This window comes from Acinetobacter sp. ANC_7503 (genome assembly GCF_056780035.1).
Genome location: NZ_JBWYJA010000004.1, coordinates 1 through 21,964, shown reverse-complemented (window position 1 = coordinate 21,964; position 21,964 = coordinate 1). Strand labels below are relative to the sequence as shown.

The 21,964-nt window shown below is 36.0% G+C and carries 20 protein-coding genes and 5 pseudogenes; 6 read left to right on the top strand and 19 right to left on the bottom strand.

The genetic code is table 11. The features are described from left to right. Window positions 1-165: 165 nt before the first annotated feature. The 5 genes and pseudogenes from AC1M9M_RS06410 to AC1M9M_RS06390 form a co-directional block, all read left to right on the top strand. Window positions 166-378 (top strand): annotated as a pseudogene (locus AC1M9M_RS06410) (AHH domain-containing protein); the annotation flags it as partial. 5 nt (window positions 379-383) lie between these two features. Further along, the gene (locus AC1M9M_RS06405; protein ID WP_481595912.1) at window positions 384-929 is read left to right on the top strand and encodes a hypothetical protein; all 546 of its coding nucleotides are present in this window, start codon (window positions 384-386) and stop codon (window positions 927-929) included. Between the two features lie 209 nt (window positions 930-1,138). Continuing rightward, window positions 1,139-1,453 carry a helix-turn-helix domain-containing protein gene (locus AC1M9M_RS06400; protein WP_481595911.1) on the top strand — a complete coding sequence of 105 codons (315 nt, stop codon included), beginning with the start codon at window positions 1,139-1,141 and terminating at the stop codon, window positions 1,451-1,453. A 28-nt stretch (window positions 1,454-1,481) separates the two neighbouring features. Then, window positions 1,482-1,793: a transposase gene (locus AC1M9M_RS06395; RefSeq protein ID WP_481595910.1), complete on the top strand. Its 312-nt coding sequence runs from the start codon at window positions 1,482-1,484 to the stop codon at window positions 1,791-1,793. Between the two features lie 49 nt (window positions 1,794-1,842). Further along, window positions 1,843-1,953, top strand: coding sequence for a hypothetical protein (locus tag AC1M9M_RS06390; RefSeq protein ID WP_481595909.1), 111 nt, complete (start codon window positions 1,843-1,845; stop codon window positions 1,951-1,953). Window positions 1,954-1,990: 37 nt separating this feature from the next. Here the strand turns inward: AC1M9M_RS06390 and AC1M9M_RS06385 are convergent, their stop codons facing one another. From AC1M9M_RS06385 to AC1M9M_RS06310, 16 genes and pseudogenes are all read right to left on the bottom strand, one after another. Beyond that, window positions 1,991-2,251, bottom strand: coding sequence for a hypothetical protein (locus AC1M9M_RS06385; protein ID WP_481595908.1), 261 nt, complete (start codon window positions 2,249-2,251; stop codon window positions 1,991-1,993). Between the two features lie 9 nt (window positions 2,252-2,260). Beyond that, a pseudogene (locus AC1M9M_RS06380) lies at window positions 2,261-5,461 on the bottom strand (RHS repeat-associated core domain-containing protein); the annotation flags it as partial. Window positions 5,462-5,526: 65 nt separating this feature from the next. Beyond that, complete coding sequence (locus AC1M9M_RS06375) at window positions 5,527-6,795, bottom strand: type VI immunity family protein (protein WP_481595907.1); 1,269 nt, start codon at window positions 6,793-6,795, stop codon at window positions 5,527-5,529. 209 nt (window positions 6,796-7,004) lie between these two features. Next, window positions 7,005-7,300: pseudogene (locus tag AC1M9M_RS06370) on the bottom strand (type VI secretion system Vgr family protein); the annotation flags it as partial. Window positions 7,301-7,355: 55 nt separating this feature from the next. After that, window positions 7,356-8,474: a hypothetical protein gene (locus tag AC1M9M_RS06365; protein ID WP_481595906.1), complete on the bottom strand. Its 1,119-nt coding sequence runs from the start codon at window positions 8,472-8,474 to the stop codon at window positions 7,356-7,358. Between the two features lie 122 nt (window positions 8,475-8,596). After that, a complete protein-coding gene (locus AC1M9M_RS06360; protein ID WP_481595905.1) occupies window positions 8,597-9,541 on the bottom strand; it encodes a hypothetical protein in 945 nt (314 codons plus the stop codon). A gap of 2 nt (window positions 9,542-9,543) precedes the next feature. Beyond that, entirely contained in the window at window positions 9,544-10,362 is an 819-nt protein-coding gene (locus tag AC1M9M_RS06355; RefSeq protein ID WP_481595904.1) for a hypothetical protein, read from the bottom strand. Between the two features lie 370 nt (window positions 10,363-10,732). Next, window positions 10,733-11,146, bottom strand: a complete 414-nt coding sequence (locus tag AC1M9M_RS06350; RefSeq protein WP_168369763.1) for a hypothetical protein — start codon at window positions 11,144-11,146, stop codon at window positions 10,733-10,735. 1 nt (window position 11,147) lies between these two features. Continuing rightward, entirely contained in the window at window positions 11,148-12,560 is a 1,413-nt protein-coding gene (locus AC1M9M_RS06345) for a hypothetical protein (RefSeq protein WP_481595903.1), read from the bottom strand. 6 nt (window positions 12,561-12,566) lie between these two features. Then, window positions 12,567-13,454, bottom strand: a pseudogene (locus tag AC1M9M_RS06340) (DUF2345 domain-containing protein); the annotation flags it as partial. Between the two features lie 55 nt (window positions 13,455-13,509). Beyond that, window positions 13,510-14,628 carry a hypothetical protein gene (locus AC1M9M_RS06335; protein WP_481595902.1) on the bottom strand — a complete coding sequence of 373 codons (1,119 nt, stop codon included), beginning with the start codon at window positions 14,626-14,628 and terminating at the stop codon, window positions 13,510-13,512. 122 nt (window positions 14,629-14,750) lie between these two features. Beyond that, entirely contained in the window at window positions 14,751-15,677 is a 927-nt protein-coding gene (locus AC1M9M_RS06330) for a hypothetical protein (RefSeq protein WP_481595901.1), read from the bottom strand. After that, entirely contained in the window at window positions 15,677-15,958 is a 282-nt protein-coding gene (locus tag AC1M9M_RS06325) for a hypothetical protein (RefSeq protein ID WP_481595900.1), read from the bottom strand. Before AC1M9M_RS06325 ends, AC1M9M_RS06330 begins: the two co-directional genes overlap by 1 nt. Before the next feature lie 216 nt (window positions 15,959-16,174). Beyond that, window positions 16,175-17,281: an Imm72 family immunity protein gene (locus AC1M9M_RS06320; protein ID WP_481595899.1), complete on the bottom strand. Its 1,107-nt coding sequence runs from the start codon at window positions 17,279-17,281 to the stop codon at window positions 16,175-16,177. Window positions 17,282-17,292: 11 nt separating this feature from the next. After that, window positions 17,293-17,769 carry a hypothetical protein gene (locus AC1M9M_RS06315; RefSeq protein ID WP_481595898.1) on the bottom strand — a complete coding sequence of 159 codons (477 nt, stop codon included), beginning with the start codon at window positions 17,767-17,769 and terminating at the stop codon, window positions 17,293-17,295. A gap of 51 nt (window positions 17,770-17,820) precedes the next feature. Continuing rightward, window positions 17,821-18,159, bottom strand: a complete 339-nt coding sequence (locus AC1M9M_RS06310) for a hypothetical protein (protein WP_481595897.1) — start codon at window positions 18,157-18,159, stop codon at window positions 17,821-17,823. Between the two features lie 159 nt (window positions 18,160-18,318). Between AC1M9M_RS06310 and AC1M9M_RS06305 the strand changes: the two are divergent. Then, window positions 18,319-18,507 (top strand): annotated as a pseudogene (locus AC1M9M_RS06305) (4Fe-4S dicluster domain-containing protein); the annotation flags it as partial. Between the two features lie 87 nt (window positions 18,508-18,594). Here the strand turns inward: AC1M9M_RS06305 and AC1M9M_RS06300 are convergent. The 3 genes from AC1M9M_RS06300 to AC1M9M_RS06290 form a co-directional block, all read right to left on the bottom strand. Further along, a complete protein-coding gene (locus AC1M9M_RS06300) occupies window positions 18,595-19,743 on the bottom strand; it encodes an Imm72 family immunity protein (RefSeq protein WP_481595896.1) in 1,149 nt (382 codons plus the stop codon). A 3-nt stretch (window positions 19,744-19,746) separates the two neighbouring features. Further along, window positions 19,747-21,261 carry a hypothetical protein gene (locus tag AC1M9M_RS06295; protein ID WP_481595895.1) on the bottom strand — a complete coding sequence of 505 codons (1,515 nt, stop codon included), beginning with the start codon at window positions 21,259-21,261 and terminating at the stop codon, window positions 19,747-19,749. Then, window positions 21,258-21,964 (bottom strand): DUF2345 domain-containing protein (locus AC1M9M_RS06290; RefSeq protein WP_481595894.1); only part of this gene is annotated, 707 nt, incomplete at its 5' end. The genes AC1M9M_RS06290 and AC1M9M_RS06295, both read right to left, overlap by 4 nt.

Below are 21,964 nucleotides of genomic sequence, written 5' to 3'. Positions count from 1 at the left end.
ACATTATCACCTAATTTAGTGTCCAACTTTATTAAACCACTACATGCGGTAGATTTTGTGTGTAGGCTTCTTCATTTGAAAATTATATGGCTGAAGAAGCCCTTAAGAATAGCTTTGTGCAACAAAGCCATTCATTAGTACAAAAAATCTTCAAAGGGTGGGTTTAATATAAACGGCGCAGAGAATGGTGTGCGATTATCAAATCATAGGGGGCCACATCAATATTACAGTATAAGGATTGAAAATTATTTGAATAACGTAAATCGTACCTATCCAAATATGACGAATGAAGAGGCAGCAAAGTACCTTGTTAACTTTAATCGTGAAATGAGAGTAACTTTGAGAAATATGGATAAGAAAGGGACAAGACTGGAGTAAGCGTAATGGCATTATATGATATTGAGAAATATGATGACTCTTTAACTTTTAGTAGTGATCATGTCGGTAGGTTGGATCAAGGCAGTGATGAGTTATCTTCTGATTGTAAAAAAGCTATACATATGTTTTTCGAAGAATTCTCGCAAGTAATCACATTGCTTGATTGGGATTATATAGCGATTGAGTTCTGGTTTGATGCGGGGCATTTATATTTATTTCCAGAAAAAATTGTTGACAAAACAATTGATTTTACTGATTTAGGGGCGACCGAAAGACTTGATCCTTATTTCACTCTTTGTCTTACATCGTATCTAAAGAAATTTGATGCCTTTGTTGAACATGATTATGGTAAGTTCTCTGATAATGAGCTTGAAGAATGGTATTTAGAAAATTGTAAAGAGATTTTTGGCAGTGTTAGTCTTGCATTAAGTGATAGTACCCTTTCCAATTTTATTCTAAATGCCTTAAATAGGAAGCAAATTGTTTTTCGTTATTTTGGAACTTCTAGAAAAATTGAGTATGGAGAAAAAACTATTGCTTTGATAATGTGATACATATTGTAGATTTTTTACCATTGCAGGGGGAGAGAGGACGATGCTAATTTATTTTTTTCTTTAAAGCATCAATATCAATATTTTCAAACATAACTTTTCTCTGCAGTTGAATTCTTAAACAGATCTCTTTCATAAATCAAAAAACGATCTATCCCTTGCTGACTATTTGTACCGAATAATTTTAAATATTCATGCATAATGTGCGAATGAAATACATCGACTCAAAGAAGCTTTCTGAAACACAGTTTAAGCGATATACAGGCATCTCATGGTCAACCTTTGATTTAATGACTGAACAGCTAAAAATGCTTGTACCTGCTAAAGGTAGACCATCTAAGTTAAGTGTAGAAGATCAAATCCTTCTGTGCTTAAGTTATTGGCGTGAATATCGAACATTGTTTCATGTCGCAACGAGTTATGGTGTGTCAGAGCCGACTGCTTCAAGAATCGTCCGCCACGTAGAGGATTGCCTGATCAAGTCCAATCTATTTAATTTACCCAAGAGTTTGCCTGAAGGCTAAGGTATCGACTGGAATGTGGTGATCGTAGATGCTACAGAAATTCCAATACAAAGACCTAAAAAAACAGAAGAAAAGCTATGGTGGTAAGAAGAAGGCACATACTTTTAAAGTAGAAGCCATTATCCATTATAGAACACAGCAAGTTCTGAGTTTATGCACGAGTCGTGGTGCTGTACATGATTTCGAGCTCTTCAAACGTAACCTGAATCAAATTCTTAAAGGGTCTTTTATCCTTTCAGATAAAGGCTATCAAGGGATTTATACGGTGTATCCAAATAGTCTATTGCCATTAAAAGCAAAAAAGCGCTGTAAATTACATCCTGTAGCTAAAACTTTATAACCAAGAAATCAATAAAAGAAGAATTGGTATTGAGCATGTATTTGGGATTTTGAAGACCTTCAAAATCCTTGCTGAGCGATATCGCAACCGTGGCAAAAGATTGGGATTAAGATTCAGTTTAATCGCAGGGATTTATAATTTAGAACTGAGTAAAAAATGATTTATGAAAGAACCCTAATTTAAAATATATTCCATCACTATTTCTTATCAATATAATTTGCTATTATCTCAATTAAAAAAACTCCTAAGCTAATTATTAACCCTACTCCAATACTTATAGCTAGTGCTAGCCCAATAGAACTGTCTTTACTATTTGATAGATCTGAGAAGACCATCAATAAAAACATAACTACAGCAATAATAATACCTCGTATAATAATATTAATAATCGGATGTTCTGTAGCTTTGAAATTCGCTATAAATACCCCCATGATTATTTCCACTAAAATTGTTAACATTACTTCACCTTATTTATTAGTTGATTTTTCTTTTTCAGTTGCAGCTTTAACTGCTCTTGAACCAGCTTGCCCCATGACTTGCTCATTCGCAAAAATAACCATGCCTGAAGTATTATTCTTAACAAACTTCCCTATATTTGGGGTATTTAATGCCACACTTTTCCAACCAACTTGCCCAAAACCAGCTGCTGCTGATGTTGTAGCTCCCCATCCACTCGTTACAGCACTAACGGCAGCGACTCCTCCAGTACGTACAAGATTAATATCTTTAACGCATCTACAAGTATATGCTTGGATACCAGCATCCATACCGCCACCTACTAACGCTGAAGTACCTGCTGCTTTAGCTACTGTAGCCGCAGTTAAACCTGCACCTTCTAATTGTGCTCCAGTACCAATAAGCGGTGCTACTTTCTGGGCAATTGGTGCAGCCACTCTACCTACAACTGGTGCAGCAGCAGATCCAGCTGCCGCAGTTCCTGCCACAACATAAGGTCCATAGCCTGCTACAGATGCTGCCGCCAAGTTATTATTACGTATTACACCTAATGATCTTAAAGTACGAGCATCCTCGGGTTTTCTAGCAAACCCAGACATTGTATTTGGGAATAGAAAGCCAATACCTAATCCCGATTTTTTTCCTTCTTCTGGCTGCAAGCCCATTGGATCAACCCACTGATTCGGATCACTTACATAAGCCGATGTGTTCATACCACCAAATAACCCTATCGGGTCTTTACTGATATAACGTGCACTATACGGTTCATAGTATCTGTAACGGTTGTAATGTAATCCTGTTTCCTCATCGTAATATTGCCCTTGGAAACGGATATCACTTTGTTCTAATGGGTTCTCTTGGTGCTTCACTTAGATCTGTTGTTTTTGTCCCCATGTATTCAGCGTTAACTCCCAAATACATTCACCTTGTTCATTGCTCAATGCTTGAGGTGTTCCTACTTGGTCACAGTGATAAAACGCAATTCCTTCCAACTTCGCTCTATTTTTTTTTGTGTTTGTTCTCCATACTGGGTCTTTATGGATTGAGTAGGGTTCTGTTTTAAATCTTTCGTAATTCGGTGTTTCTATCAGTTGTATAAAGTGTTGATACCCTGCTTGGAATAGCGGTACAAAGCTATTCGGCTCATAGATATAGTGTTTGGTATAGCTTTGCTTGCCTTGTTCTGTGTTGTTTTTATCTGTTGGATATAAACTGGTTTTTGATTCCCAGATCATTAAATCACCATCCCAACCAAATAAGGTCAGGCTGTTATTTGCTTTGTTGGCTTTATACAGGCGTCGCCCAAAGACATCGTAGCCATATTCAGTGATTTGCCCGTTGTGGTCGCTTTCGATTAAGCGATTTAAGTTGTCCCACTTCAGTTTCAACTGTTGATCTGCCTGCTGGGTTTCAATCACATTACCTTGGGCATCGTATTTGTAGTGTTTGCCTTGATAGTGTTTCACCAAGTTGTTTTTGATTTCTGCACTTTGCGTTGCAACTGGATCTATTAAGTTGCCCGCTGGGTCAAAATGTTAACGTTCAGTTTGCTTTGAGCTTTGCGCTTGTATTAAGCGACCAATCGCATCGTATTGATAACTAAGTTTACCTTTTTGACTATCTTGAACTTGAGTCAACAAATAGTTGGCATCATAAGTGTATTGGCGTTGTGCCTGATGTTGTGTTCTATTGGCTGTTTCTTGTTCTACATATATGCGCTGTGCAATCAGTAATCCAACGTCGTTGTATTGGTTGCTTTGGCTTAAACCATTGGCAAGGTAACGTTCTGTTTCTCGGTGTAGGTCATCACGTTTAAAACCAACCATGTCTTTTTTATTTAGGGCAATACCGTAGATATGTCCTGATCCATAAGTTAAGTGGCTAATTTCCTGACCATCCGGACGAACAGTTTTGATGAGATTGCCGAGTTCATCGTATTCATAGCGTAGTACTGCAGTCATTGGTTTCAGATTTGGCACTTGGTAGTGTTGGTGTTCTCTAACCAATTGTCCTATCGCATTATGGTAGAAGTCGTTTTGGCTCTGTTGGTTCTTTGCTTGAATTAACTGGCTATTCAGATTGTAAGTAAACTCTTCTGTTTGGTGTTGTTTGCTTTCGCGGTGGATGTAGGTTTTTGACGCAATTTGTCCGTCTTCATAGTAGCCAAATTGTGTGATGATATTCGGTTGTTGAATGTGGCTAAGTTGACCAAGCTCATCGTAACTATAGTGTTTTTCTTCATCATCAAAGGCTTGTTCTCGTGTGAGATAACCATAACTGTTGTATTCGAATACATATTCTGCATGGTTTTGGTTGATAAGTTTCTGTATACGCCCTTGTTTATCCCACTGATAGGCAATTTGGTGTTTGTTGGCATCAAGGCGTTTTTCTAATAGACCCACTGCATGGTAGTGGTATTGAGTCACCTGTCCTTTGGTATCAATGTGTTTGAGAAGGCTTCCTTCTTGGTCATGTTCAAAGTGTTCTTTTTGTCCATCTGGATAGATGATGGATTTAAGTTGTCCTTTGTCTATACCTTGATCACTATAGATGTATTGCACACCTGTTTGGTCTGCGGCTTGTTGTTGCTTAAGTAGCCCTTCCTCATCATATTGCCAAGCACTTCCTTTACCCGAACAATCGATATAGGAGATCATTTGTCCAAGGTCGTTGTATTGGATTTTCTTAACACCACCTTTGGCATCAGTAATTTCAATCAATTGACCTTCGGCATTGTAATTATATTGTGTTGTGTGACCCAATGGATTGATTTCTTTGGTCATCAAGCCATCTGCATTGTATTCGCGTTTCCAAATATGACCTTCAGGATCTTTTATTTCAGTTAGATTTTTATGTTCATCATAAGCAAATCGAATCACTCCGCCATTTGGTTGAATGATTTTACTCAGTTGTCCTTCTTCATTGTATTGCTGTTGAATTTCACGACCACTGTAATCAATTTCTCGGGTGATGCGTTTTTGTTGATCACGTGAATACCATTTTTCACAACCAGCTGCTAATCGAATACGATAAGTAAAACCATCTAAATCAAAGTAGTAATAAGTCGGCACGTTGTAAGCATCATACACAGCGACTTGGCGCAGACGAGGATGCCATTTTAAAGTTGTTTTAAAGCTTCCATCATCCGCCCATTCTTCAATGGCTTCTGAATCAGCCTGAGTCAAATCTGATTGAATGTTATGACCATAACCAAGCAATCTACCATTTATTTTGACGAATCCTGCGATCACATCTAGACGAAAACAATTTATAAATTTTATTTTTCACCATCAAACTGCCAATACACGTCTCCCCAATCACTTTCAAAGTCAGGAAATATTTCTCCTTGTTTAAAGTATTGACGTGAATTTTCTTTTACATGCGTAAACCAGTAACCTGAATGTGGACAGTGTTCCCCTGCAAGTACGATCTCTATTCTTTCTTCATATTCTGGTTCTATTTCAACATGTTTAAGCTCTGGCCATGTGCTGTCTTCATCAAATCGAGCAATCCATTGTTTTGCACTTATAGCGTCAAATCTAGGATTTGGATCATCAGCCCATGTATCTAAGGTGGTGAGTTTTAAGTTGTCGCACCGAATCGGTTTTATAAACTCATTCGCCTTAACCAATAAATCTGGGACACCCTGTTCCACTGGATAAAGTGATAATTCGCCTAAGCGTATCCAAAGACTAAATTTTGTAGGATCACTAGCATCTTCTATTTTTGTGATTTCTATGCGTGGATCATTCAGCTTTTCTCGGATTTGTTCTTCGCTTAATCCTAGTTTGTCTAGCCAATAGGGAGAAAGTAAAAAGCACCATGTAGGAGTACGAATACCACCGCCCAAACCATCACGATCTTCTGCAATAAACATATTATCATGGGAAAATTCCATACCAGGATGATCAATATCGAGTCCGTAGAAATAATCTGAAAAAGTACGCTCAACAGTTTCATACTCAGGTGAAATATATGCAAACTGTCCAGTATTACCTATTTCATATCCGCTATATGCTTGAATTGGATTTATTTTTTTTATTATTTTTTCAACAAAAGCATGCCAAATAATTTTATTTGACTGATACCATTGATCACCAAAAGTTAATTTAATACTAGAATAACGTTCATTTGTGTCTCTAATTTTAGCACCTAGGGCCCAACGTGCACTTTGATTAGGAGATTCTGCAGATGTTGCACCAACGTAGTAAATAAAATGTTTTTTATATACCTTTGTCATTTCCGTTAACATTTCGTCACGATTTTTTATCCATGAGCTTGCATTTTTCCAAATTTCTGTATCGCATCGAAATCTTAAATTAAATGGTTTATCAATTATTTGATTTTCGAATTCATGATATATATCAATTACCTTCTCAAGAAAAGCTTGAGGATTTATTTTTGTTTGATCAATATAAAATGAAATATAAGGACATACTCCGAATTCTTTTTTTTCTTCACCGTAAATTATTGACGTATCAAGAGGAATATCCTGAACTAACTCTTCTATTTCTTGATTATTCAAAAATAAAGTTGATGTGCTCATTTACAAATCTTAATTAATAAGCTATTTAATTTCTTCCACGACCATTATTAGATGAATTACCGTGAGGCTTATCATCGTTAGATTCTGGTGACTTATCTTCAGGATAACGAAACAACGGTAACTTAAATCCTTCACCAACCGTAATACCACTAACTCTATTTATTGTTTAGATTGATTATTTAATTTGCCATATTCATCAAATTGTTTTTCTGATTGATCTGCCCATCTACACTTAGATGTATATCTTCATTACTTTCTATGGCAATGGAACTTGGTGAAGCCAAGAGCATCATCGCTTGTTTAAAGGTAGCTGCTTTACTTTGGTCTTCGCTCACTAAGTTTTTGAGGTAGCCCTGTAGGTTTTCGAGTAAGCTCAGTGGATCAGTTTGTTGATTTTTTGCCACTTCACTGAGGTCTTTCGCTTGTTCCTGTTTGTAGGTAGAGATGAGTATACCTTCTCCTGCACGCACTGCCCCCTTTGATCTGTTCTGAGTTCAAAGATTTCATCATAAGGGGTAGCATGCAAAGCTTTCAATTAAATAAAAGCCTAGAATGACTTTCTATTCTTCACCGTCATATACCCAATATTCTTCGCCCCAATCTTTACTAGATTTATTCATTATGGTTCCTTTGGTGAAATACAGTCGTTTTCCTTTATCATTAGATAAAATCCAATAACCTGTTCTTGGGCATAATTCTCCACCTACAACTTTTAAATCAGGTGTAGTAAAAGTATCTACATCCTCACCGCCAATATCTTCAAACTCCCCATCTACTAATTCAACAAAGTACCAACTACAATCAGCCTTAGAAAAAACATTATTTGCTAATAAAGATGGCCCTAGTTCCAATTGTACTTCTCGATCTGATTTTAAATAATCCCAATCATCTTCTATTCGCTTATTTTTAATATTTTCAATTGTGAACGCCCTTAACTCTTCAGAAGGAGTCCATGCTGTGTATTCATTAAACTTAGAAAATAAGTCCTTTCCTAAAGCATTTAATGTTTCACACTCTTCTAATTGCCCACGTGTAGGACTATTTTCATCACGATAAGTCCAAGCAAATTGTGGTACGCCATATCGATCACCCATAGGAATATATACCCCTGTCTTTGATATAGGTTCTCCACTATTTACTCGTATATCTGTACGAAGTTTAAATTTAGGTACTTTATGTTCAAAAATTCCTAGTTCTTTAATCACTTCAAATAAAGTATATAAATCCCATGATCTTGGTGGTTTTACACAAGAATCATAATAACTACATAATCTGTATAATTCATCAAAGCGCGTTTTAAAATCTGTTTCTTCTTCTTCTGACATCCAGTTGGGTTGAAACTCGCCTAACATGCGTGCTGTATTATATGCAGCTGTCCAGCCATATTTTTCCTGTTTCGTCTGTTCTATAATCCTAATTAAATCTATTCTGAAATCGAGTAAAGATGGGTAAGCATAGGTACTCCAATTGGCTGAGCTATCCCCCATTCCCCATCCCTCTTGCAAGAGGACACGGTCACGATACTGCTGATCAGCCAAATCAATTACTCCACCAGTATGTTGAATCAACTCATCCAGTTTGGTCAGTAACATTTCCAAATAAGATCGTGAAGTAACATAATAAATTAGGGCAATTGATTGTTTTTGAAAACGAGTTAATTTAGAACAGCTTCTAAGCATAAGTTAGTCATCACTATCAAACTACTAAAACTCCTTATCCCAATCAGATTTGATCTCAGATAGAATTTTACCTTCATCAAAACTTTATCATTATTTTGACAATCCAATCTTTTATATATAAATTATTTCTTATTAGTAACTTCTAAATACCAAATCGTTTCTCCCCAGCTATTATTCTCAATCTTCGGAAATACCTCTCCCTGTTCAAAATAACGGGATTGCAATTGATTTGCAGGACTCCACCAATTGCCTGTTCGTTGGCAAGCCTGACCAGCTAAACCTTTTAAGTTTTCTATTTGAATTGTCTCAGATGACCCACCTTCATCTGCAATGCGCTCTACTAAAGTCCATGTGGTCTCATAATATATGTTTCTTCCAGTTTCTTGATCTTGAATCTCATATCGTGGAGCAAAACCATTATCATCTTCTGGACTAGCTGCTAAAAATTTTAAATTATTGTCAAATCCACTACAAACATAAATACCTGTTTTTATTATCTTTTCTCTAGAATCCACTTTCACTTCTGGATTTATCCTATAAATAGGATAAGAAACTGGTAACATTACATCTATATTATTAAATCTGCTTAAACTTGGAAAATTTTCTTCCAAAAATCCTTTTTCCCAATATGTGGGATAAGTATTCCCAATAATCGAAGCATAACTTTTGGCAATTGAATAGTAATCCCAACATTTTTCTACTCTATCTTTAGGTAAATCATCCATCCAATGTGGAGAAAATTCACTTAAGCCTTTATCATTGGAACGAACATCACCCACACAATCCAAATATGTAAAATCCCCTGATTTTATTTTTACATAACACTCGTTTATATAGTCCATTGTATTTCTTAAATTAGGCAAAACAGTTTCTCCCCATTGAATATCTGCTTGCTCAGGATGAGGTAAACTTCGTAAACTATATGGTAAATTATGCATATAGATTTCAAATAGTTCTTCTAAACTATCTAAAAAAAGACGGTAGTTATCTCGCATAGTTTCAAAAAATGCTAGCGAGCTAAATTGTTCTAATAAATATGCAGCTTTAGGATTTACGCTATAACACATATTTACTTCTTATTCGTCACTTCTAAATACCAAATCGTTTCTCCCCAGCTATTATTCTCAATCTTCGGAAATACCTCTCCCTGTTCAAAATAACGGGATTGCAATTGATTTGCAGGACTCCACCAATTACCTGTCCGTTGACAAGTCTGACCAGCAAAACCTTTTAAGTTTTCAACTTGAATTGTCTCAGATGAACCACCTTCATCTGCAATGCGTTCAACTAGTACCCAAGTACAATCGCCAAAAAAAGTCTCAAATGTTTCACGATCCATTCCAGTAGCTATAACACTTCCTATTCCTCTACCTTCCTCCTCACTTGCTGCCATAAACTCAATTCTGTTTCTATCTTCTTCACAAATATAGATACCTGTTTTCCCAACGTTCTCATTAGATTTAACTATTATTTCTGGATTTATCCTATAAATTGGATAAGAGTCAGGTAAAACTAGATTGATTTCATGAAATATATCAGCTTCAGGATAATCAATAACAAGCTCATCAATATTCCAATAGGTTGGATAAGTATTTGAAATAATTGAAGCATAACTTTTGGCAATTGAATAATAATCCCAACATTGTTTTACTTTATCTGTAGGTAAATCATCCATCCAATGTGGAGAAAACTCACTCAAACCTTTATCATTAGAGCGTATTTCTCCAGTACAACGTAAATAAGTAAAATCACCTGTTTTTATTTTTGCGTACGCAGACTCTATACGATCCATCGTATTTCTTAAATTAGGCAAAACAGTCCCACCCCATTGAATATCTGCTTGTTCTGGATAGGGTAAACTTCGTAAATTATAGGGTAAATTATGCATATAGATTTCAAATAGTTCTTCTAAACTATCTAAAAAAAACCATAGTTATTTCGCATAGTATCAAAAAATTCTAACGAGCTAAATTGTTCTAATAAATATGCAGCTTTAGGATTTACTTCGTAATTCATAGTTTTCTCTATCTTGTTTATCTCGGTTTATATTCTAGTTTGACAGGGCTTTGTTGCACAAAGATTTGATAACTATATGATTTTAAAAGTTTTGATTATTTTTTGATCCAAAATTAAATTTATTTAAATCAGATGCTTACATATTTATGCAACAAAGCCATTTTTAAATAGAAAATTTAATTATACTTTCTAAACCTTGTTCGCTTTACAGAAAAAATTAGAACATTCAAGCTATTAACTATTTACTTTAAAATTAATAATATAGTTCCTAATAGAAGTAAACAAAATGCTGAAATAATTATATTCTTTACGACAGAATTATACCATTGCCCATGTTTTTTTAATAATAAGTTAAGATTTTTATCATTAAGATTAGGAGCTAAAGGAAATAGCCCTTTTGAGAAAACAGTGTCTCGTTTTAATATTTTTAATTCTCTAAACCTAGCAGCTGCAATAATTGCTGTTGTTGTCTCTATCAAAAAAAAATTAGTTAAATCTAATTTTTTAAAATACTTAGGATTGCCAAACAATAATTCTGAGATAGAACCTAGATTTTTTTTAACGTATGCATAGCTTTTGAAACTTGTTATCAATGAGATTGAAAGCCAAAGAGCACCTGTAAGAGCAAATATTATCTCCAAAGTTTTTTCAAACATTTTAATCTATCATCCAATTTATACTACGATCAGCACCATTTCCTATAGTTTCACCGATTTTACCGCCAATAATACCTCCTCCTAATCCACCTAAAACAGCACAAGCCCCTATAACAACTAGTCCAATACCACCAGTCCCTACACCAATTATTAAAGCAGCAGCACCGATAGCAGCTCCTTTTGTTCCTCCATATATACTTCCTCCTACTTTCAAAGGCTCAACCAATACAGCTTTTCTAATTTGCTTAGCATCTCCTGTTTCTGCGGATTTGTAAATATTATAGCCACCTTCACCAATACTCACACCAATCATCAAATTACCGCCCCACCTCAGATTTTTACTGATGCGACCTACCTCATTCATATTTTTCAAATATCCAGGTATGCCCCCTTGATAGTTAGCCCCTTTAACAAAAGCTGTATTTTTTAATTGGCGTCGTAAGTTATTGGTCTTAATTCCTGTGTCCCATTGAAATATATTTTTTGAAATCCTATTTTCAAAGTCTTTAAAAAGTGGTGCGTTGGCAGCTTGAAATTTTGCAAAATGTTTATCATTTGATAGACGTGATTTTTTTTCATGTTCAGCTACATAATTCTTCACAATTTGAGAGTATGAACCTAAAGTTTTATTTTTAGCTTCTTCAACGAAAAGTATTGAGCCATCCACAACGTTTTTTGCAGTTGTATAGATTGAGCCAATCATACTACCATCTGCGTTATTAACAGGCTCAGTACTCATCCCCACATAGTCATCATTTAAAAGCGCACTATTGATAAACTCAAAATTTTGCGCGTAAAACAGTACATCAAAATGCTTATCCCTATTCATCTCATCTAGGTTTTTTTGTGCCTGTTGAGCTAATTTTTTATATTCAGGCAGTTTTTTAGCTGTCGTTGAATTAGATAAAATGATTAATTGACCTGGTTGAAGTAGACCTACTGAAATTAAATTAGGCATGTGAGGGTTATTTGCCCTAAGAATATCCCAATCAGATGGCGATAAAGGCTTTTTAAATACTTGTCTCGACCAACTCAGAACACTTTCGTCACTTTTGACAAGGTACCATGCCACTTCCCCATCATTAAGGTGTATTTCCTTGAGATTTTCTTTTATATTTTTAGTCATCTCAGTCGTGACTTTTAATTCATATAAGCTCCATTGGTTTTGTTTTGGATAGGCCTTAGCGGATACCTTTTGGATCACTTCCTCTCGATAATAAATTTCATAGATCAGCGCTGTATTCTCGTTATATATCTCATATGATTTAGTAAAACCATTACTATCAAAATATCCGGATTCGCTAAAAGTGACTTTTTTAAGTGAATTGTTGGTGACCAAAAACTTATAAATTAAATCTTTTAATTTTAATGGGGCATTTACTTTGAGCTGTAATTTAGAATATTTCTTAGTCATTTTATATTACTCTTCTTCTCCAGCATCTTGAGCTTCCTCAATTTCATTCATCATTACATGTGTAGCAATAGATTGAGATTCAGCAGTGGTTTTAAGATTCATAAAACCATAGTCATCAGTTCTACCTTTCTGTAAATTGCCGTCTTGATCAATAATGAAATAAGGCTTATTAGGAATAGCAACGTTTTCTTTATTTTTCACAAGATATTGCAAAACATAAGGTTGATTTGGGACAGGAAGAGCTGGAGGTTTAGTTGATAGATTTTGTCCATCTTTAAACAGGTGCTGCCCCGCCTTTACCTCAAACTTACCACCTGTGGTCGGTAAAACTCCCGAACTGCTAATTTCAATCTGTGAGCCGCCACCGATCAACACTATTTTTTTTGCCGCTTTAATTTCAATTCGATCTTCCGTGGAAATAATCTGCACACCCTTTCTAGCAATCAGATCAGCACCATCCCCTTGAGCTTGAATCTCGATCTTGCCTTTGCCTGCATACAGTCGTGCCCCTTCTTGCGCTGCAAATAAACTGATCTTTTTGCTGGCATGTCCGATGATGCTGTCTTGCGTGCTGGTGTTAATGCTTCCTTGTGCAATTTGGTTGATCTGTCCATCTGCACTGAGGTGGATGTCTTCGTTACTTTCTACGGCAATTGAACTTGGTGAAGCCAAGAGCATGATCGCTTGTTTGAAGATAGCGGCTTTGCTTTGGTCCTCTCGATCTCTAAGTTTTTGAGGTAGCCCTGTAGGTTTTCGAGTAAGCTCAGTGGATCAGTTTGTTGATTTTTGCCACTTCACTGAGGTCTTTCGCTTGTTCCTGTTTGTAGGTAGAGATGAGTATACCTTCTCCTGCACGCACTGCCCCCATTGATCTGTTCTGAGTTCAAAGATTTCAACATAAGAGGTAGCATGCAAAGCTTTCAATTAAATAAAAGCCTAGAATGACTTTCTATTCTTCACCGTCATATACCCAATATTCTTCGCCCCAATCTTTACTAGATTTATTCATTATGGTTCCTTTGGTGAAATACAGTCGTTTTCCTTTATCATTAGATAAAATCCAATAACCTGTTCTTGGGCATAATTCTCCACCTATAACTTTTAAATCAGGTGTAGTAAAAGTATCTACATCCTCACCACCAATTTCCTCAAACTCACCTTCTATTAACTCAACGAAATACCAGCTAGAATCAAAGCTAGTAAATGCATTTCTTGAGATTAATGATGGGGTTAGTTCCAATTGTACTTCTCGATCTGATTTTAAATAATCCCAATCATCTTCTATTCGCTTATTTTTAATATTTTCAATTGTGAACGCCCTTAACTCTTCAGAAGGAGTCCATGCTGTATATTCATTAAACTTAGAAAATAAGTCCTTTCCTAAAGCATTTAATGTTTCACACTCTTCTAATTGCCCACGTGTAAAACTATTTTCATCACGATAAGTCCAAGCAAATTGTGGTACGCCATATCGATCACCCACAGGAATATATACCCCTGTTTTTGGAATAATTTCCCCACTATTTACACGTATGTCTGTACGAAGCTTAAATTTAGGTACTTTATATTCAAAAATTCCCAGTTCTTTAATCACTTCAAATAAACCATATAAACTCCATGATCTTGGAGGCTTTACGCAAGAGTCGTAATAACTACATAATCTATATAATTCATCAAAACGCAATTTAAAATCAGCTTCTTCTTCTTCTGACATCCAGTTCGGTCGAAACTCGCCTAACATACGTGCTGTATTATATGCAGGTGTCCAGCCATATTTTTCCTGTTTCGTTTCTTCAATAATTCTGATTAGACCTAATCTGAAATCGAGTAAAGATGGGTAAGCATAGGTACTCCAATTAGCTGAAGTATCCCCCATTCCCCAACCTTCTTGCAATAAAACACGGTCACGATACTGCTGATCAGCTAAATCAATTACTCCACCAGTATGTTGAATCAACTCATCCAGTTTGGTCAGTAACATTTCCAAATAAGATCGTGAAGTAACATAATAAATTAGGGCAATTGATTGTTTTTGAAAACGAGTTAATTTAGAACAGCTTCTAAGCATAAGTTAGTCATCACTATCAAACTACTAAAACTCCTTATCCCAATCAGATTTGATCTCAGATAGAATTTTACCTTCATCAAAACTTTATCATTATTTTGACAATCCAATCTTTTATATATAAATTATTTCTTATTAGTAACTTCTAAATACCAAATCGTTTCTCCCCAGCTATTATTCTCAATCTTCGGAAATACTTCTCCCTGTTCAAAATAACGGGATTGCAATTGATTTGCAGGACTCCACCAATTACCTGTCTGTTGACAAGTCTGCCCAGCAAAACCTTTTAAATTTTCAGCTTGAATAGTCTCAGATGACCCACCCTCGTCTGCAATTCGTTCAACCAATACCCATTCCGTATCTTCCTCATGATCATATTGTGGGCAATCTGGATCAAGTCCCACTAATGCTTCTATCGCATCATGCCCTTTAAGCAGCAGCTGTGCACTTGCTTCCTGTATTTCAGGAATGTAAATACCATCCTGTGGCACAGTTTCGCCTGTTTTTACCGTAACATTTTGGTTTAACTTATATATTGGTAAAGATGATGGTAAGTTTAACTCTCCTAAATAATCTGAATCATAGTCTTCTTTTAAAAAAGTCATAGGCCAGCTACCAAAAACTGTAGCTTTAATATTAGATGATAACTTACTAGCTTTACTTTGCCATTGATCAAATAAGGCTAAATTACCCTCATCCATCCAATCAGGGAAATAGTCTATTCTTTGATTTCTAAAGTCAGTCACCACATTCCCTGCATATTGCAAAGCAGATAAATCACCCTCTAATAAACGTTTATATCCATAATTCAAGCTCTCAAGAGTTGATCTGAAATTAGGCAATACATGCTCACCCCAAACTATGTCAGGTTGTTGTGAAATATGTTGATTTCGATAATCATAAGGTAAATCCTGCATAAACAGCTCAAGTGCATTTTCCGCTGCGTCGAGCATATTTTTAAAAGCATCTACCAGTTCTTTAAAATATTCAGCCGAACTATAGCGTTCAAGTAGGAAAATTTCCTGCGGACGAATTTCAGATGATTGCGACATTATTTTTTATCTCCATACCAATTCTGCTCTAAACGCGGCACACCAACCATGCTGGTTTTCGTTTCAACAATTAAACCACTGTCATAGCCCCAAGGGGTTGCTTCACGCTTACTTACATTTGCTCGTACTAAATCTTTTGGGTCCAGAACAATTTGTATGCCACCACCTTCAAGTACAAATATCTCGCCTTTGCTATTCACTTTTTCAACTTTACCCGCACTATTTTTAAAAGTCTGACTTGCGGCTGGACCTTCCCATACATTGATCCCACCCCTTGGCACTCGGTATTTAACAACCTCACCATTATGATTCCATGATGCAAATACCGCAAAATAGCGTCGCCAATCGGCTTTACTCTACTTGGGTTGTGCCTGAGGGTACGGGTGGTCCGAACTATCCGAATATGTAATCTCGTTTGAGATCAAAAAAACCCGCGAAAGCGGGTTTTTTATTAAACTTCCATCAATGCGAAAGTTTTCACCTTGAGCGATATAGTTTTATTCTTCTCCATCAAACTGCCAGTACACCTCGCCCCAATCACTTTCATAATTTGGAAAGATCTCACCCTGTTTAAAGTATTGCCGTGAATTTGATTTCGCTGTTGTATACCAATAGCCAGCTTTAGGACAAACCTGCCCAGCCGCTATACTTAATTTTTCAGTTGATTCAGTTTCGGGTTGATTGGATTGTTTTCCTATATTTTCTATATCAAAAATATAATTCTTTTCTTCCTCGGGTATGGTTCCATCTATATAGCGATTGTCTTCCCAAATTAAACGCCATTTAACATCGTACCAATCATCGGTCCCTTCCAATTTATATTGGGTTGCTTCTGTCCCTTCTAAAAAGTAGTTTGGACATCCAACATAAATATTATAGTCAGAATCATTGGTTAATTTTTGATAGACAGGTTTTTCGAACCATGGTTCATAAATGCCTGAAATTTGGATTTCTTCACCTGAATGAATTTGACCTTTTGAGCTTTCATTATAATTTGGGCAAGGGATGATCGGTTCAACGATTTGCTTACATGGTGGCCAGTTTAGTTTACTAAATAAAGATTCATAGCTCCATTTCTTATAATAAATTCGATTATTATTTGGTACATCATATGAAACGTTATACAAAGTATTAACTGTGATACCCTCCATAGCTCTTGCTATCAATAATTTTAAAATATGTCGTGTGTGGTCATGTTCAATAAAAATATTTCCATTTGGCTCTTGACCTATGCCTAGGTTTTGATAAAAAACATCATATAGCAAGCCATGTTCATCACCATAGCGACCAAAAATCCTCCCCTGAATATTCCCTTCAAAATAAAGATCATATGCTTCTTTTTTGAATTTGCTTTTTCTCAGTTCCGTTAAACCTTTTTCTGTATCACTTAGATCACTCAAATAATATAATAATTCTTCTTCATGACTCTCCTTAAAGCCTTCAGGTTCATTCAATAAGTTTAGAGGAGGATGCCTTAATTGTTGCTCAAATGCGTCTACAAATTCTTTCTCCAGTTCATATGCAACATATAAATACCGATAACTGGTATATTTTTTCATGAGATAAAAAGTTTGGTCTCTCGCTTTCTGATCAATGATATACATCATAAATTCCCTTAATTCGCCTTACTTTGCTCATGCTTAGTATTTGCTCGACCTGTCGCAGACACACCACGAGCTACCTGACCCTGTTGAACAGTTTTCTGTGCTTTTTCTCTTGCCGCCAAATACGCAACCGTATCTTCTAATTTTTTTGGAAGAATGGCATCATTCCAATTGGTTTTTTGAATTTCGATCATTTTATCGATATACGCTTTAATTGGTGCATTATCAGAATGCCTAAAATCAATATAAATTTGCTTTTCCCCTCCAGGTAAAAGTAATTTACTTCCTTCCATCTTATCCATATCAAATTGTTCTGCGACTTTACCTTCCCATGTTTTAAGTCCCTGCCAATTCTTAGGAACGGGAATTCCTAATTTTTTCAACTCGGCAACTGTAGGGATACGATCTAAGGAAACAAATATTCCATTCTTCGACCAGCCACTTTTTACTGCATAGTCGAAACGCCATGCTGTGCCATTATGTGGCATTTTGTCTGCCCAATATGCTCCAGACTTATTTGGATATCGTTTATCTATGATTCACTTCCAATCAATTTTTGTGCCCGGCTTATATATATTAGCTTCAATATTGGCACTCTTACTAAAAGAAGCAATTACGTCATATTTTTTACTATCTGTATTGTAAAACTTTCTTAAATCTGGCCATCCGTCCTTATGATTATAGTGACTTAAAGATGCTGGTTTATGCCCTTTACTTGGAATCGTTTTTCTAGCAGTAGAAGCTAAACGTGCTTCCGTGGTTAAAACCTTAGTTTCTCCACCACCTATCTTTGCACCAGCTTTATTCATCTGGTTGATCATTTCAGATCGAACTTTATTTAATGCACTATCCAACTCTTTAATTGCAGAACGAATCATTTTATCTGCGAGTTTGGCAAGTTTATCTAACTCAGGTAAAAATGAGTTTAATTGTTGTTGTACATGCTTAGGTAGAACAACGCCCGTTTTTGATAAGAAAAACTGAATCGAGGATTTTAATGGCGCAATAAAATTTTTAAACTCGGATAAAATCTTAGTGAGCCTGCTCAGCGCTACTGCCCTGCTGGTGTATACGAAATCATGGAAAATGATGATAGTTCTAAGCGTTTCCAAATTAATGCTGTGAACTGTGTTCACTGTAAGACTTGTGATATTAAAGATCCGTCACAGAACATCACTTGGGTTGTACCTGAGGGTGCGGGTGGTCCGAACTATCCGAATATGTAATCTCGTTGAGATCAAAAAAACCCGCGAAAGCGGGTTTTTTATTAAACTTCCATCAAAGCGAAAGTTTCCACCTTGAACGATATAGTTTTATTCTTCTCCATCAAACTGCCAATACACATCTCCCCAATCACTTTCATAATTTGGAAAGATCTCACCCTGTTTAAAGTATTGCCGTGAATTTGATTTCGCTGTTGTATACCAATAGCCAGCTTTAGGACAAACCTGCCCAGCCGCTATACTTAATTTTTCAGTTGATTCAGTTTCGGGTTGATTGGATTGTTTTCCTATATTTTCTATATCAAAAATATAATTCTTTTCTTCCTCGGGTATAGTTCCATCTATATAGCGATTGTCTTCCCAAATTAAACGCCATTTAACATCATACCAATCGTCAGTACCATCTAACTGATATTGAGTTGCTGTAGTACCTTCCAAAAAATAGTTAGGACAACCTACTTTTCCATTAATTGGCAACCATGGCTCATAAATACCTGTGATATATACTTCTTCACCCGTAGCTATTTCTTCTTTTGAGTCTAAATTAAAAGGTGGACACATAGGAATCGGTTCAGGATAAACTCTTAACGGTGGCCATTCTTTAGAGAAAAAAATTGTCTCATATGACCATTTTATTGAAGCCCGCATAGTCTCTTTATCTAAATATGCAAAAGGATCACGATCTGTTTTAACAGAAGCTAGAGATCTTGTACACAGACTGCGCAAACTTAATGCAATCAAAACTAAATTTACATAATTAGAGTGATCCACCTTAGTGGATACAGAATACATTCTAGGATCTATTGGCATAAAAAGATCAGTACTTTTTGAATATCCCAAACCCAGCAAAATATAAAAAGGATCATCAACAATACCATTTTCATCAGCATATCTATCAAACATTCTGTCTGAAATGTCAGGTCCTAAGAATGTAATATAAGCTTCTTTCTTATATTTTGTTGTCTTTAATAAATTCAATCCTTGTTCTAGTTGAACCATTTTCTCCAAAAAATGAATATATTCTCCTTCGTGTCTTTTTTGTAGGTGATCTGAGAATTGGTGTTGAAGCACTTTTTTCGGTGGATTTCTTAATTGTCTTTCAAAAGCATCTAAAAATTGTTGGTATAAGACACGTATCTGATCTAAAAACGTATAACTCGTGTATTTCTTAATTAAATAAAATGCTTTATTTCGTGATTCTTGCTCTTGCATTGGTGCCATAAATTTTGGGTTTAACATAGATTAACGCTTCTCAGTCTGTTTATTTTGTTGATATTCAACACCTGCACGTGTAGTTGAAGAAATTCCTCTTAATACTTGACCTTGTTGTACAATTTTCGCTGATCGTTCACGCTTTTCCAAATACTCCACCATTGTTTCACTTTGAGTTGGTATTTTTGAATCGTTCCAGTTTGTCGGTTTTTCTTTGAGGATTTTATCGATGTATTCTTTAACAGGTAAATTATGAGGATCTCTAAAGTTTATAAAAATTTGAATATCACCACCCGGTAGTAACAGATTAGTAGCTTGATGACCTTTTTCTAAGCTACTCTCATTATCAAGCTGTTCTGCAATCTTTCCACGCCAGACACGTAAACCATCCCAATCATCAGATACTCTTATGCCTAACTTTCTCATTTCAGCAATAGTAGGTACATGATCTAAAACAACATAAGCACCATTAGTACTCCATGCCCCTTTTACTGCACAGTCCAAACGCCACGCTTTACCATTTTCTGACATTTTTTCTGCCCAATATCCCCCAGATTTGCTAGGATTTACTCTTTCGACCACTCGAAATAGTGGAACTTTTGAACCTGCTTTTAATAATTTAGGTTGAATTGGCACTTTAATACTAAATGAGTGAATATCTGGAAAAATTTTTTCACCTAGGGGACCATCTTTTTTATATGCCCTCAAATCTGGCCATCCCTCTTTATGAATATAATGACTCAATGGTGCAGGTTTATGCCCTTTGCTTGCAATCGTCTTTTTTGCCGTAGAGGCTAAACGTGCTTCTGTGGTTAAAACCTTAGTTTCTCCACCACCTATCTTCGCACCAGCTTTATTCATCTGGTTGATCATTTCAGATCGGACTTTATTTAAAGCACTGTCCAACTCTTTAATTGCAGAAGGAATCATTTTATCTGCGAGTTTGGCAAGCTTATCTAACTCAGGTAAAAATGAGTTTAATTGTTGTTGTACATGCTTAGGTAGAACGACTCTCGTTTTTGATAAGAAAAACTGAATCGAGGATTTTAATCGCGCAATAAATTTTTTAAACTCGGATAATATTTTAGTTTGGTATTTTGAAAATTTAAGTGCGTTTATAAATTTAATTGGGTCTCCATAACCCATTTTTCTTAAAAAAGCCAAAATTGCAATTGCTACTTCTGCGGCTTTACTGGCATCTTTAATCACAGTAATGAGTAAGCGCCCAATACCTTTTAACACACCACCAAATATTGGAATGAGTGGCAATAAACACAAAATAATACTAACCCAGTTCAGGACTTTATTTTTCTCTTGTTCACTACCTGCCATGCGATTTGAAATAGCGATTAAATCCCTAACAGCTGTGGCTTCACCTGCGACAGGAAACATACTAATAACTGCATCAAATACGATCTGACCTAAAGTTGATTTTTCGTTAAATTCACCTTGTAAGGCTCCACCTACCCAACTGCCGGCAGCCTTGGTATTCGACCAAAGCTCTGAACCAATTTGAATTATAGCTATTTTATTTTCTGCACTCATTTTTTAGAATCCTTAAGTGCTTGTTGGTATGATTCTTCTAGATCTGAGATGTTCCAATCTGCTTTAAAATTAATATTTTCTTCTGCTTGTGCTACAACTTCATAAGATCTAGCATCTTCCCCAAAAATAATCTCTGCTTCACCATCAGGCGCATCTCTTATATCAGCTATCCCTTCATCATTAGTCACACCTGAAAATATCTGACCATTTGCGTATTTCATTTTAAAGTTTACACCTTTAACAGGCTCATCATCATGATATTTAATTGCAATCTGTTGTCTTATTTCATTTGGCATGAGTGGAAAATTCAACGGCACCTTTGCTCCCCCCACAAATTGATGCTGCCCTGCCTTAACCTCAAACTTACCAGCTGTGGTCGGTAAAACTCCCGAACTGCTAATTTCAATCTGTGAGCCACCACCGATCAACACTATTTTTTTTGCCGCTTTAATTTCAATTCGATCTTCCGTCGAAATAATCTGCACACCCTTTCTTGCAATCAGATCAGCACCATCCCCTTGAGCTTGAATCTCGATCTTGCCTTTGCCTGCATAGAGTCGTGCCCCTTCTTGCGCTGCAAATAAACTGATCTTTTTGCTGGCATGTCCGATGATGCTGTCTTGCGTGCTGGTGTTGATGCTTCCTTGTGCAATCTGGTTGATCTGCCCATCTGCACTGAGGTGGATGTCTTCGTTACTTTCTA

What these genes read in the sequence shown, in the direction of transcription:
- AC1M9M_RS06405 (WP_481595912.1), top strand. Translation starts at nt 384, where the DNA reads ATGGCATTATATGATATTGAGAAATATGATGACTCTTTAACTTTTAGT.
- AC1M9M_RS06400 (WP_481595911.1), top strand. Translation starts at nt 1,139, where the DNA reads ATGAAATACATCGACTCAAAGAAGCTTTCTGAAACACAGTTTAAGCGA.
- AC1M9M_RS06395 (WP_481595910.1), top strand. Translation starts at nt 1,482, where the DNA reads ATGCTACAGAAATTCCAATACAAAGACCTAAAAAAACAGAAGAAAAGC.
- AC1M9M_RS06385 (WP_481595908.1), bottom strand. Translation starts at nt 2,251, where the DNA reads ATGTTAACAATTTTAGTGGAAATAATCATGGGGGTATTTATAGCGAAT.
- AC1M9M_RS06375 (WP_481595907.1), bottom strand. Translation starts at nt 6,795, where the DNA reads ATGAGCACATCAACTTTATTTTTGAATAATCAAGAAATAGAAGAGTTA.
- AC1M9M_RS06365 (WP_481595906.1), bottom strand. Translation starts at nt 8,474, where the DNA reads ATGCTTAGAAGCTGTTCTAAATTAACTCGTTTTCAAAAACAATCAATT.
- AC1M9M_RS06360 (WP_481595905.1), bottom strand. Translation starts at nt 9,541, where the DNA reads ATGTGTTATAGCGTAAATCCTAAAGCTGCATATTTATTAGAACAATTT.
- AC1M9M_RS06355 (WP_481595904.1), bottom strand. Translation starts at nt 10,362, where the DNA reads ATGCATAATTTACCCTATAATTTACGAAGTTTACCCTATCCAGAACAA.
- AC1M9M_RS06350 (WP_168369763.1), bottom strand. Translation starts at nt 11,146, where the DNA reads ATGTTTGAAAAAACTTTGGAGATAATATTTGCTCTTACAGGTGCTCTT.
- AC1M9M_RS06345 (WP_481595903.1), bottom strand. Translation starts at nt 12,560, where the DNA reads ATGACTAAGAAATATTCTAAATTACAGCTCAAAGTAAATGCCCCATTA.
- AC1M9M_RS06335 (WP_481595902.1), bottom strand. Translation starts at nt 14,628, where the DNA reads ATGCTTAGAAGCTGTTCTAAATTAACTCGTTTTCAAAAACAATCAATT.
- AC1M9M_RS06330 (WP_481595901.1), bottom strand. Translation starts at nt 15,677, where the DNA reads ATGTCGCAATCATCTGAAATTCGTCCGCAGGAAATTTTCCTACTTGAA.
- AC1M9M_RS06320 (WP_481595899.1), bottom strand. Translation starts at nt 17,281, where the DNA reads ATGTATATCATTGATCAGAAAGCGAGAGACCAAACTTTTTATCTCATG.
- AC1M9M_RS06315 (WP_481595898.1), bottom strand. Translation starts at nt 17,769, where the DNA reads ATGCCACATAATGGCACAGCATGGCGTTTCGACTATGCAGTAAAAAGT.
- AC1M9M_RS06310 (WP_481595897.1), bottom strand. Translation starts at nt 18,159, where the DNA reads ATGATTCGTTCTGCAATTAAAGAGTTGGATAGTGCATTAAATAAAGTT.
- AC1M9M_RS06300 (WP_481595896.1), bottom strand. Translation starts at nt 19,743, where the DNA reads ATGTTAAACCCAAAATTTATGGCACCAATGCAAGAGCAAGAATCACGA.
- AC1M9M_RS06295 (WP_481595895.1), bottom strand. Translation starts at nt 21,261, where the DNA reads ATGAGTGCAGAAAATAAAATAGCTATAATTCAAATTGGTTCAGAGCTT.